Consider the following 12,321-nt stretch of genomic DNA (forward strand, 5'->3'; position numbering starts at 1 on the left):
AAGGAAAGGGAGAAATTAGAACAATTTCTCCCTTTCCTTTTTATATATGCTTAAAAAATCTAAGTGATTCTTATTTATTGTTCTGATTAGATAAATCAACCTTAGCTGGTTCAACAGAGCTATCGTGCTCATTGTAATACAGTTCTAAAAGATTCATTAAAGCCGTTAGTAAGTCTTTTGTCTCTTGCAATAAAGAAAAGTATAACGTAGTGTTTTTAGGGCTAGATTCTTCCGTTCTAGTTCGTTCTACTTGTTTCTTAATTTTCTGAGAAACCAAATCAAAAGCTTCATGTTTATGTTTGATAATATTTCCAATCTTTTCAAAAGATCTAGTTTCAAAGGCTAGCTTAGTTTCATTAAAAACGCTTTCTAGTTTTGAATCAATCTCTTTCAATTCTTTAATTTGGTTGTATTTAAGCTTCTTATGGTTGTTGTGAATGTGTTTATGGCTTACTTTACTGATGTATTCTAAAGATTGAGCCATATCTTGCAAGTAGCCTAATATGCTGATGTAAAAATTACTCGCACCTACACTAGCTTCATCTAAATTTTTAATAAAATAGAAGATATTGTCTCGTAGTTCATCAATCTCTGTAGAGAGTTTGTTGACCTGTTTTTTGTTCTTTTTAAGAGAGTCTAAGTCTTGGCGTGCGAGACCATCAATAGCTATCGTATAAATTTTGTTACTGCGTTTAACTACCGTAGAAATGTTGTTAGCACTTTCTTCTATAACTCCTTGTATAGAGCTGCTTTCAGATTTTCTAAGGCTATCTTCTGCTTTAATTTCTTGTGCTTTCTTGCTTTGTTTAAAGTAATTTCTAAAAATCATTAGAAAAGCTAAGGTTAAGAAAATACCTATAGCGATGGTACCACCATAATTAATACAAATAGCAATAATCGCAGACGCTACAAAAGCTATAATCGCAGTAAAAAACCATCCGCCAATAACATTTAATACCCCTGCAACTCGGTAAACTGCACTTTCTGCGCCCCAAGCCTTATCAGCTAAGGAAGAACCCATGGCAACCATAAAAGTTACATACGTGGTAGACAATGGTAATTTCATAGAGGTAGCCAATGATATTAAGATACTTGCTACCATAAGGTTTACGGCTGCTCTAACTAAATCAAATGCAGGTTTGTCTTGTTCTTTTACCTTTAATACAGATGGTGCTGGTTTTTCAAAACGTGCATTAACACGGTTGTGCAGGCTATTGGGTAAAATAGCAGAAAAAGATTCTGATGCTTTTACAGATAAACGCACTATTTGACGCGACATGAAGTTAGGCTCAAAACGTTCTTCTCCTTCGTCTTGTCTTGAAAGGTCTACACTAGTTTTAACAACGTTTTTAGCTTTAGATGAAAACCAAATGGTTAAAACCATAATAGCGCCAGATAGTAATAGGAGTAGTATAGGTGTTTGTACTGCGTTGGTCAAACCAGACATCCCGTATTCTGTAGCTAAAACACCTGAAGCACTCCAATCTTGATACGATTGTAATGCAGCGATAGGCACACCTATGAAGTTTACTAAATCATTACCCGCAAAAGCCATTGCCAAGGCAAAGGTTCCTAAAAGGATAATTAACTTGTAAATATTTGTTTTAAATACGGTGGTTAATAGTAGTGATAATAAGGTCCAAAAGACAAAGTTTATAAGGATAAAGGCATTGGTTTGGGTAGCTATAAATTCAGAGATAGGGCCATCTAATATGGAAGCACTTTTTAATCCTTTTACGATTATGAAATAGATAATGGCAGTAATTGCAAAGCCACCAAATACGGCACCTACCCATTTGGCTTGCTTTTCAAACTTGAAGGTAATAAGTAATCTAGAAAAGAATTGTACAATAGCTCCAACGGTAAATGCTATGACTACAGATAATAAAATTCCTATAATAATTTCGGTAGCTTTATCTGTATTAATGTATTCACCAAGGGTAGATAAACTACCATCAACAGCAAAGATTTTTAATATAGAAATGGCAACAGCGGCTCCTAATAGTTCAAAAACAATAGAAACTGTCGTTGAGGTAGGCATTCCAAGGGTGTTGAAGAAATCTAAAAGCAGAATATCGGTAATCATCACCGCCATGAAAATGATCATGACTTCTGAGAAAACAAAATTATTCGGATTAAAAATACCTGTTTTTGCAATGTCCATCATACCACTAGAAGACACTGCTCCAAGTGCAATACCAACACTGGCAACAATCATAATGGTTCTAAAAGAAACTGCTTTAGATCCTATTGCTGAATTCAAAAAATTAACGGCATCATTACTAACGCCAACCACTAAATCCGTGATTGCCAATACCGCTAAGGCAACAATCATGAATAAATAAATATTTTCACCCATTAATTCGTGTATCTAACGGCAAAAATGCCATTAATATCTGGTATTAAAGTTAATATAAGGTTATGATATAAGACCTACCTTATTTAGGGCTAAAATATGCAAATTCGATTTGTAATGCCCTAAATGTCGTTCAAAATTCGAAAACTAATCGTTTAGGGGCTTATTTTAAGGAAGAATTTCTTCTGGAAACAGTATTTTTTGATTTTTCTGTAGCGGCAATTTCTTCATCAGAAAGTAAATCTATTGCTATAGTTTTAGATTTTAGTGCTCCATCTACTCTAGAAATTTCATTATTTTTTACAGAAACAGCTACTTCTTTTGTCTCGTATCCAAGAAAAGTGAATACCAAGGTGTACTCTCCGGAAGCTATATTTTCAAATTCGTAATTTCCATGAAAATTAGTTTGGGCAACATTTGGAGTGTCTTTAATTTTTACAGAAGCAAATAATAAGGCTTCATTTTCTATTTCTGCATCAGAAACATTCCCCATAATTTTTCCACTGTTCTGTGAAAAGCTAGCTATTGTAACTAAAAATAGTAAGATGCTAAGTACTTTGTTCATCGCTGATTAAATGCTTTTAAATTGCAATGCAAATTAAAAGACAGAATGTAAACTTAAAGTTACCACCAAGTTAAAGATATATTTCCAGTATGTTATGTTTATGGTTTAAAGGAGCTCCGTTTCTACGCGGGCTTGCTTTGAAAAAAATGTATCTTGCATCAAATTATTGAGCTTATGAACTGGGAGCAGCTACTTTCATTGAAACGACAAGGAGATCATCATAAAAGATTGCGTAAAGAGCAAGATGAAACACGATTAGGGTTTGAGGTAGATTATGATAGAATTATATTTTCTTCAGCTTTTAGATCCTTGCAAGATAAGACCCAAGTTATTCCTTTATCAAAAACAGATTTTGTGCATACTAGGCTTACGCATAGTTTAGAGGTTTCTGTAGTAGGAAGAAGTTTGGGAAGAATAGCGGGAAAAAAAATAATAGAAAAGCATCCGTATTTAAGTGAGGTTCACGGCTATCAAATGAATGATTTTGGAGCCATTGTTGCTGCAGCTGCCTTGTCGCATGATATCGGAAATCCGCCATTTGGCCATAGTGGAGAAAAAGCTATTGGTGAATTTTTCAAAACTGGCGAGGGCAAAAAGTTTAAACCACTACTTTCCGATAAAGAATACCAAGATATTATAGATTTTGAAGGAAATGCTAATGGCTTTAGGTTACTTACTGCTTCTAGAAAAGGTGTGGAAGGCGGACTAAGGTTAAGCTATGGGACGTTAGGGGCTTTTATGAAGTATCCAAAAGAATCATTACCTAAGAAACCAACGCGCCATATTGCGGATAAAAAGTTTGGTTTTTTTCAATCCGATAAAAATGAATTTATTCCTATTGCGCAGGAGTTAGGCTTGGTGCAAACAAGTGCAGGAGAATCTATTAGCTATTCTAGACACCCTTTGACCTTTTTAGTAGAGGCGGCAGATGATATTTGTTATACGATAATTGATTTTGAAGATGGTATTAATTTAGGTTTGATATCGGAAGAATTTGCTTTAGAGTACTTAATTAAGTTGGTTAAAAACAGTATCAATACTAAAAAATACAATTCCATGGGGCACATGGAAGATCGTTTGAGTTATTTAAGAGCATTAGCGATTAATACGCTTATTACAGATGCTGTGCGGATATTTGTTGAAAATGAATCCGCTATTCTAGCAGGAGAGTTTCATGTAGCTTTATTAGATAAGAGCGATTATAAAGCGCAAATTGATGATATCATCAAACTTAGTATTGATAAAATTTACCAATCACAAGAGGTCATAGAAAAAGAGATTGCAGGGTATAAAATCATCTCTGATATACTCCAGGTGTATACCACCGCTTTAATGAATAAGAAAGAAGACAATGCTTCTAATTATGATAAGCTCTTAATTAAAACACTTCCTGGAAACTATAAGGATACCGATGGTTCTGCCTATGCTATTTTATTAAACACCTGCTGTTATGTTGCTAGCTTATCAGACAGTGCTGCAGTGCATATTCATAATAAAATTATGGGAAAACAGCTTTAAGAATCTAAAAATCATATGTAATACCAATGCCTAAAATTTGTTTGAATTGAATTTTAGGCACTCCCTTTGAGGTGACCACGCCAGCGTCATCTACAACTTCGTCAAACAAAATATCATTATCAAAGATAACTTGTGTTCCTATGTTACTCGTGATGTATTTATTGACTTTAAGATTGAAATTTAGCTCCCAATCTACATCAATATTCCCAAAGCTGTTGAGGTAATCCGTGTATAAACTAATCCTGTGATTCATCAGTACGTTGGTCATTATTTCCTTTTCCCAAGTATTAGTGATGAGAAAACCGAGCTCCATAAAGACGTTTTCACCTTCTTCAATAATAGCGCCATCCGCATCTTTTACGGCTTTTTTAACCCCAAAAGAACCGTTGTTGGCAAGGTCCTGATCTAAAACAAAGGTGGCTTTTTGTGTGATTGGTGAAATATAAAGATTAAATTTTTTGCCTTCAGGTATGTAGGAGGTACCTGCACCTAAAAATAGATAACCTGGTGCCATAAAAGTAGAGATCGGGGTTTCAGTATCTGGATACTTATATCCGTTAGAAAATTGCGTATTAAAATTGGTTTTTACAGAATAGTACCAATTGGTAATGGTGTCTTTTCTATAACCAAAAGTAGAACTGAATCTAATGACATCTTCCGTTTTTCTAAGTTCCCGGTCTTCCTGCGCATTTAACCCGTAACGAACTTCCAAATCATTATTCCATTGGACGTATCTAAATTTATAGTTTCTAACAAATTTTGCATTTGCAGCTCCGGCAATTGAATTATTTCCACCGGCATTCCAATTGATAAAAGCTACCTCACTAAAATTAAAACCAATTTTATTCTCATTATCCCAGAAAGACGGAATTTTAAACCGGTTGTATTTGTTTTTTAGGGGTTTTGTTCTTTTAAAAGAGATGACAGGGTTAGTTAAGTTAGCGCCTCTCGGAATATTTTTAATCCGATCTTGAAAAGAACGGATTACAATGGTGTCTATAGCTATGGAATCTATTTCTTGTGGCTCTGGAATACTATCTTGCGCATTAACTCTAGCAAAGCATAAGAAAACGACTAGTAGTGCAGTTAATTTTAGGTTATTTGCTTGCATTTAATATGGTGTTGATTTTCAATTTTAATGATAAAGCATCAATTTTAGCGATCTGATACAGTTCTTCGGTGGTCCCCTGTTCGATAATTTTATCTTCTATCCCTAAAACAGTTATTGGTTTTTGGTATAAATTCTCATTGGCAAATTCTATAATCGCACTTCCAAAACCTCCCGTTTTACACCCGTCTTCAATCGTAATAATATGATCGTAAGAGGTGAAAATCTGCTCCAATTCTTTGCGGTCTAAGGGTTTAATAAAGCGCATATTATAGTGTCCTATTTTTTCCATGTCCTCAACTTCTTCAAGAACATTACTGACCATATTACCAATATGACCGATGGAAAGCACCACAATTTTCGTTCCAGTTTTTAGTTTTTGCGCCTTTCCTATTTCAATTTTTTCAAAAGGTAATTTCCATTCCTTTAATACACCGCGTCCTCGAGGGTACCTTATGGCTATAGGATGGTTTAAACCCAATTGTGCGGTATACATGATATTTCTAAGCTCCAGTTCATTCATTGGAGCTGCGAGTATTAAGTTTGGTATGCATCTTAAAAATGCAATATCATATAGGCCATGATGTGTAGCACCATCTTGCCCTACTAACCCTGCTCTGTCCAGACAGAAGATTACAGGTAAGTTTTGTATGGCAACATCATGAATTACTTGATCATAGGCGCGTTGTAGAAAAGTAGAATAAATAGTGCAAAAAGGTATAAACCCTTCCGTGGTCATGCCTGCTGCTAATGTCACGGCATGTTGTTCTGCAATACCCACATCGAAAGCTCTTTCAGGAATCTCTTCCATCATGTATTTTAAAGAACTACCCGTAGGCATAGCTGGAGTAATGCCTATAATTTTTTCATTCTGTTGTGCTAATTCTACTAGGGTAAGGCCAAATACATCCTGATATTTTGAAGGCTGAAACTCGTTAGATTTTGGAAGTAAATCTCCCGTATCTTTATTGAATTTTCCAGGGGCATGGTAGGTCACTTGGTTTTCTTCAGCTTGTTTAAGGCCTTTGCCTTTCGTAGTAATTAGGTGTAATAATTTAGGGCCTTTCTTATTTTGTAGGTTTTGTAACGTAGAAATAACTACATCAAGATTGTGTCCATCTATTGGACCTGTATAGTCGAAGTTTAAGCATTCAAAAATGTTTTCATCTTTTGCTGTCCCTTTTTTAACATTGGTTAGGTACTTTTTTAAGGCACCTACACTAGGGTCAATTCCAATAGCATTATCATTAAGAATGATGAGAACATTAGCATCTGTGGCACCTGCGTGGTTTAGTGCTTCAAAAGCCATTCCGCTAGCAATAGAGGCGTCGCCAATTACGGCAATATGATTTTTATGTAGGTCGCCCTTTAATTTAGAGGCAATGGCCATTCCTAGAATTGCCGAAATAGACGTAGAGCTATGGCCTGTTCCGAAAGTGTCATACACGCTTTCACTTCGTTTAGGGAATCCACTGATACCATTTAACTGTCGGTTGGATTCAAAAACATTTCTTCTGCCTGTTAAAATTTTATGTCCGTAGGCTTGGTGACCTACATCCCAAATTAAATTATCTACGGGAGTATTGTAACAATAATGCAAGGCAATAGTTAATTCTATTACACCAAGACTAGCTCCTAAATGTCCTTCTTTAGCGGCCACGGCAGCAATAATAAACTCCCTTAATTCTTGGGCAAGTTTAGGAAGCTGTTTAGGAGACAGTTCTCTTAATTCTTTAGGAGAATTAATATGTTGCAAAATGGAGCTATTCATATCATATATAAAATCACGCAAAAATACCTATTTTGCGATACTCTTTCAGTTAGATTTTGATTGAATTATGCACTATATGTTTTAATTTGAATTCTTTCCTTACTTTTTAGGTTTTAACTTCAAATAGTTCTTGAATAATTATCTTTTAATACTTTTGACTTATGATAGCACCTTTTGATGATACTTACTACATGAAAAAAGCCTTGCAAGAGGCAGAATATGCTTTTGAAAAGGGAGAGGTCCCTGTAGGAGCTGTCATTGTAATCCAAGATAAGATAATTGCTAGAGCACATAACCTAACAGAGCAACTCAATGATGTTACGGCACATGCAGAGATGCAGGCAATTACGGCAGCGGCTAACTTCTTAGGAGGTAAATATCTTAAAGAATGTACTTTATATGTAACCCTAGAACCTTGTCAAATGTGTGCAGGAGCTTTGTACTGGAGTCAGATTTCTAAAATTGTATATGCAGCAACAGATGTAAATCGCGGTTGCGGGGCCATGGGGACCACCTTACATCCTAAAACTAAAATAGAAGGGGGTATATTGGAAGCGGAAGCTTCTGCACTTTTAAAGCGATTTTTTGCCCAAAGAAGAAATCTTAATTAAAATAAGAAAGCTCCAAGAGCAATACTTAGAGCTTATTAATTTTTTTAAAAATACGTTGGGATTAGCCTATTACTTGTACCTGTCCTGCGACAATACCTTTTTTGCCCTCCTCTTCTTCGTATTCTACTTGATCTCCTTCGTTAAGTTCAGCACCATTTAATGAAGTTGCATGAACAAAAATGTCTTTTCCTGTGTTGTCGTTGGTAATGAATCCGTAGCCTTTAGATACATTATAAAATTTTACTGTTCCAGTCATTTGTATAAAAATTAAAATAATATTATATACAAATGTATACTTTTTTACGAATTTCTTACAATTCGGAACAAAAAAACAGCCTTATAGACTACTGGTTATCAGTCTTTTTGGGCTTTTTACCTTGCATTTTAAGGATATTTTCCTCAGTGAGCATGTAGTCTTTTACTTTTTTCCCCTTGCTTTCTTTAATAAGAAATAAAGGCATAGCAACTAAAAAAATTCCCACTGTGCCTAGGCCAATACATTTATGCGCAAATGCAACTTGGGTTTCTTTTATAGTAAAACCATAGATGATTGATGCTAAGGAAGCTAGTAAAACAAGGGAGATAAAATATTTTAATTTCATTAGACCTTTTATTTTGTAAAATTTATTAGTTTTCTTCGGTAGGCGGTAAGAAGTTTAGATTTAGAAATAAATCCAATATAAGATCCGTTTTTAATAACAGGGAGATTCCAAGCGCCACTATCTTGAAATTTACGCATTATTTCTGTCATCTTATCTTTCTCCAATTCTATAATTTCTGGCGGCGTATGCATAACATCACTAGCAAAAACTTCATTATATAGTTTCTGATTAAACATAATTGCTCTAATATCATCTAGCAATATCACGCCTAATAAACTATTATCTTCCTTGTCAACTACAGGAAAAATATTTCGGTTAGATTTTACTACCGCGTTATGAACCATGTCTCCTAAAGACATTTCTGGATGAATAATAGCAAAGTTATCTTCAATTACTTTATCAATATCCATCAAGGTTAATACTGCATGGTCTTTATCATGTGTAATTAAATCGCCCTTTCTTCCTAATTCCATATTGTAAACGGAATGTGGGTGTGCATATTTAGTTATGGAATAAGAGATAGCTGCGGTGATCATTAATGGGATAAATAGCTCATAGCCGCCCGTAACTTCTGCGATTAAGAAAATTGCGGTAAGCGGAGCATGCAATACTCCGGCCATTAGGCCAGCCATACCTACCAAGGTAAAGTTACTCTCAGATACTTTACTGCCAAAGAGATTGAGGGTGTTGATAATTTTAGCGACACAGTTTCCCATGATACTTCCCATAAAGAGGGTAGGAGCAAATATGCCACCAACTCCGCCTGCACCAAATGTGAGTGCACTTGCAATAATCTTGAAAAGAACCAAACCAATTAAAAGGATAATCACCATCCAAACATTGGTAAGATCTAATTCGAAAATATTATTTTTTAAAACTTTTTCAGGGTTCCCTTGTACAAGGCTGTTTATTACATCAAAACCTTCTCCATACAGGGGTGGGATAAAATAAACAAGAATTCCTATTCCTATTCCTCCAATCAACAAACGCTTTATGGGAGACCCAATCTTGTCAAAGAATTTCTGAATTCTATCATATACTTCTGTAAAATAAATAGAGGTCAAACCAGCAATGATTCCTAAGAATATAAAGAAGGGTACATCAGCCAATACAAAGGCATCTTTCGTTTTAAAAGGAAGTAATACATCATCTCCAAAGAAAAAATAGGATGTGATAATAGCAGATATAGATGCTAGAAGTAAGGGAAGCATAGAGGCTATGGTTAAATCTAAACTAAAAACTTCTATAGCAAAAATTATGGCAGCAATAGGAGCTTTAAATATAGACGACAATGCGCCTGCGGCCGCGCAACCAATCAAGAGGTTCCTGTTGGTTTGGTTCATGTGGAACATCCTAGAAATGTTGGAACTAATAGCGGCTCCAGTAGCTACTGTTGGTCCTTCTAACCCCACAGAACCTCCAAAACCTACCGTTAACGGCGCGGTGAGGAGTGATCCAAACATTTGATATTTGCGCATAATACCCTTATGCTGAGATATCGCATGAAGGGTAGAAGGGATCCCATGGCTTACCTTGTGTCTAATGATAAATTTTATAACGAGGTAAACGAGTATAAGCCCAATAATAGGAAACACGAATAGAAAAGCTTGGTGGTAGTCATTAACAAGCTTACCTTCTAGCAAATGCTGAAAAAAGTGTGTTAAGTTTTTTAGTATGACAGCGCCTACACCTGATGTAAATCCTACAAGAATACTTAAAAAATAAATAAACTGGCGTTCAGAAATGTGCTTTACCCTCCAAACCAAAAATATGGTAAACCAAGTTTTTTTAAGTTTTTCCATTATATAAAGAATCCCGAAATAGTTCGGGATTATAATTTAAGCTTTTAAATCTAGTTTTAGATGTAATTCTTTTAATTGCTCATTATCAATTTTTGCAGGAGCATCAATCATGACATCACGACCACTATTGTTTTTAGGGAACGCAATAAAATCTCTAATGGTTTCTTGTCCTCCTAAAATAGCAACTAATCTATCTAGGCCAAAGGCTAAACCTCCGTGTGGTGGCGCCCCGTATTGAAAGGCATCCATTAAGAAACCAAATTGAGCTTTTGCTTCTTCTGGAGTAAAACCTAAATGCTTGAACATGGTAGCTTGCATGTCTTTATCATGAATACGAATAGACCCTCCGCCTATTTCATTACCATTTAATACTAAATCATATGCATTAGCTTTTACCGCACCTGGATCTGAATCTAATAATTCTAATTGACCTGGTTTTGGGGATGTAAATGGGTGGTGCATCGCATGGTAATGCCCTGTTTCTTCATCTAATTCTAATAATGGGAAATCAATAACCCATAATGGAGCAAATTCTTCAGGATTTCTTAGCCCTAAACGTTCTGCTAGCTCCATACGTAAAGCACTAAGTTGTGTTCTTGTCTTGTTGGCATCACCAGAAAGTACGCAGATTAAATCTCCTGGTTTAGCACCAGTTGCTGCTGCCCATTTTGCTAAATCTTCTTGATCGTAAAATTTATCTACAGAAGATTTAAAGCTTCCATCTTCGTTATATTTAGCATACACCATTCCTTTGGCGCCTACTTGTGGTCTTCTAACCCAATCAATCAATGCATCAATTTCTTTTCTTGTATACGTAGCAGCACCAGGAACAGCAATACCTACTACTAATTCAGCATCGTTAAAAACACCAAATTCTTTATGTTGTGCAACCTCATTTAACTCACCGAATTCCATTCCGAAACGAATATCTGGTTTGTCATTCCCGTATGTACGCATAGCATCGTCATACGTCATTCTAGGAAAGTTCTCTATTTCAAAGCCTTTTACTTCTTTTAAAAGATATTTGGTAAGGTTCTCAAAAACATTAAGAATGTCTTCTTGCTCAACAAACGCCATTTCACAATCTATTTGTGTAAACTCTGGTTGTCTATCAGCTCTTAAATCCTCATCTCTAAAACATTTTACAATCTGGAAATATTTATCCATTCCTCCTACCATAAGCAATTGCTTAAAAGTTTGAGGAGATTGTGGTAAGGCATAAAATTGCCCTTCGTTCATTCTACTAGGCACCACAAAATCACGTGCTCCTTCTGGAGTAGACTTAATTAAATATGGCGTTTCTACTTCAATGAAGCCTTCGTCAGATAAAAACTTGCGCACTTCCATGGCAACTTTATGTCTGAATATTAAGTTATTTTTTACAGGATTTCTTCGGATATCTAAGTACCGGTATTTCATTCTTAGATCTTCACCACCATCTGTTTTATCTTCAATGGTGAAGGGAGGAACTAAAGCTTTGTTTAAAACCTTTAATTCTTTTACTAAAACTTCAATATCTCCAGTAGCAATATTTGGGTTTTTTGAAGAACGTTCAATCACCGTTCCTTTTATTTGGATGACAAATTCTCTTCCTAGAGACCTTGCTTGTTCTAATAGTTCTTTAGAAGTACGTTCTTCATCAAAAATTAATTGTGTTATACCATAACGATCGCGTAAATCTGCCCATATGACAAAACCTTTATCTCTTACTTTTTGCACCCAACCAGATAAAACAACTTCTTGATTATTGTTTGAGGCTCTTAATTCGCCACAACTATGACTTCTGTACATGCTAAATTATTTTGATGGCAAATTTAGTAAGTATCTTCTATTTATTAGAATTTAATTAGTACAGATTTATATTTGAATTTTTGTATTAAACTATAATTGTTGATGTGTTAAAGCGTTGGTTTACAATTGTTTATTGCTGCAATGTAAAGTTAATGTAAATAAAATGAGTATTTAAGGTAAAATATTTGTATATTTGA

General features: G+C 35.1%; 10 protein-coding genes. 2 read left to right on the top strand and 8 right to left on the bottom strand.

The annotated features are described in order from the left end of the window. Positions 1-70 precede the first annotated feature (70 nt). Both M666_RS06155 and M666_RS06160 read right to left on the bottom strand, forming a co-directional pair. Positions 71-2,359, bottom strand: coding sequence for an inorganic phosphate transporter (locus M666_RS06155; RefSeq protein ID WP_024482137.1), 2,289 nt, complete (start codon positions 2,357-2,359; stop codon positions 71-73). A 160-nt stretch (positions 2,360-2,519) separates the two neighbouring features. After that, complete coding sequence (locus tag M666_RS06160) at positions 2,520-2,921, bottom strand: carboxypeptidase-like regulatory domain-containing protein (RefSeq protein WP_024482136.1); 402 nt, start codon at positions 2,919-2,921, stop codon at positions 2,520-2,522. A 174-nt stretch (positions 2,922-3,095) separates the two neighbouring features. Here M666_RS06160 and dgt point away from each other — a divergent pair, with 174 nt between their 5' ends. Continuing rightward, the gene (gene dgt / locus M666_RS06165; RefSeq protein ID WP_029447337.1) at positions 3,096-4,439 is read left to right on the top strand and encodes a dGTP triphosphohydrolase; all 1,344 of its coding nucleotides are present in this window, start codon (positions 3,096-3,098) and stop codon (positions 4,437-4,439) included. A 4-nt stretch (positions 4,440-4,443) separates the two neighbouring features. Here dgt and M666_RS06170 read toward each other — a convergent pair whose 3' ends face one another. Both M666_RS06170 and M666_RS06175 read right to left on the bottom strand, forming a co-directional pair. Beyond that, the gene (locus M666_RS06170) at positions 4,444-5,550 is read right to left on the bottom strand and encodes a DUF3078 domain-containing protein (protein ID WP_024482134.1); all 1,107 of its coding nucleotides are present in this window, start codon (positions 5,548-5,550) and stop codon (positions 4,444-4,446) included. Continuing rightward, positions 5,537-7,318 carry a 1-deoxy-D-xylulose-5-phosphate synthase gene (locus M666_RS06175; protein WP_029447336.1) on the bottom strand — a complete coding sequence of 594 codons (1,782 nt, stop codon included), beginning with the start codon at positions 7,316-7,318 and terminating at the stop codon, positions 5,537-5,539. Before M666_RS06175 ends, M666_RS06170 begins: the two co-directional genes overlap by 14 nt. A 161-nt stretch (positions 7,319-7,479) precedes the next feature. On the opposite strand from M666_RS06175, the gene M666_RS06180 reads away from it, so the two are divergent. Next, the gene (locus M666_RS06180) at positions 7,480-7,929 is read left to right on the top strand and encodes a nucleoside deaminase (RefSeq protein WP_029447335.1); all 450 of its coding nucleotides are present in this window, start codon (positions 7,480-7,482) and stop codon (positions 7,927-7,929) included. A gap of 61 nt (positions 7,930-7,990) precedes the next feature. Here M666_RS06180 and M666_RS06185 read toward each other — a convergent pair whose 3' ends face one another. The 4 genes from M666_RS06185 to aspS all read right to left on the bottom strand — a co-directional run bounded on the left by M666_RS06185 (position 7,991) and on the right by aspS (position 12,124). Further along, positions 7,991-8,185, bottom strand: a complete 195-nt coding sequence (locus tag M666_RS06185) for a cold-shock protein (protein ID WP_024482131.1) — start codon at positions 8,183-8,185, stop codon at positions 7,991-7,993. A gap of 88 nt (positions 8,186-8,273) precedes the next feature. Beyond that, positions 8,274-8,531, bottom strand: a complete 258-nt coding sequence (locus M666_RS06190; protein WP_024482130.1) for a hypothetical protein — start codon at positions 8,529-8,531, stop codon at positions 8,274-8,276. 8 nt (positions 8,532-8,539) lie between these two features. After that, a complete protein-coding gene (locus M666_RS06195) occupies positions 8,540-10,333 on the bottom strand; it encodes a chloride channel protein (RefSeq protein ID WP_029447334.1) in 1,794 nt (597 codons plus the stop codon). Positions 10,334-10,369: 36 nt separating this feature from the next. After that, positions 10,370-12,124 carry an aspartate--tRNA ligase gene (aspS, locus tag M666_RS06200; protein WP_029447333.1) on the bottom strand — a complete coding sequence of 585 codons (1,755 nt, stop codon included), beginning with the start codon at positions 12,122-12,124 and terminating at the stop codon, positions 10,370-10,372. Positions 12,125-12,321 lie beyond the last annotated feature (197 nt).

Origin of the sequence: Cellulophaga baltica 18 (genome assembly GCF_000468615.2) — a bacterium.
GTDB classification, from domain to species: Bacteria; Bacteroidota; Bacteroidia; order Flavobacteriales; family Flavobacteriaceae; genus Cellulophaga; species Cellulophaga baltica.

What these genes read in the sequence shown, in the direction of transcription:
- M666_RS06155 (WP_024482137.1), bottom strand. Translation starts at nt 2,359, where the DNA reads ATGGGTGAAAATATTTATTTATTCATGATTGTTGCCTTAGCGGTATTG.
- M666_RS06160 (WP_024482136.1), bottom strand. Translation starts at nt 2,921, where the DNA reads ATGAACAAAGTACTTAGCATCTTACTATTTTTAGTTACAATAGCTAGC.
- dgt (WP_029447337.1), top strand. Translation starts at nt 3,096, where the DNA reads ATGAACTGGGAGCAGCTACTTTCATTGAAACGACAAGGAGATCATCAT.
- M666_RS06170 (WP_024482134.1), bottom strand. Translation starts at nt 5,550, where the DNA reads ATGCAAGCAAATAACCTAAAATTAACTGCACTACTAGTCGTTTTCTTA.
- M666_RS06175 (WP_029447336.1), bottom strand. Translation starts at nt 7,318, where the DNA reads ATGAATAGCTCCATTTTGCAACATATTAATTCTCCTAAAGAATTAAGA.
- M666_RS06180 (WP_029447335.1), top strand. Translation starts at nt 7,480, where the DNA reads ATGATAGCACCTTTTGATGATACTTACTACATGAAAAAAGCCTTGCAA.
- M666_RS06185 (WP_024482131.1), bottom strand. Translation starts at nt 8,185, where the DNA reads ATGACTGGAACAGTAAAATTTTATAATGTATCTAAAGGCTACGGATTC.
- M666_RS06190 (WP_024482130.1), bottom strand. Translation starts at nt 8,531, where the DNA reads ATGAAATTAAAATATTTTATCTCCCTTGTTTTACTAGCTTCCTTAGCA.
- M666_RS06195 (WP_029447334.1), bottom strand. Translation starts at nt 10,333, where the DNA reads ATGGAAAAACTTAAAAAAACTTGGTTTACCATATTTTTGGTTTGGAGG.
- aspS (WP_029447333.1), bottom strand. Translation starts at nt 12,124, where the DNA reads ATGTACAGAAGTCATAGTTGTGGCGAATTAAGAGCCTCAAACAATAAT.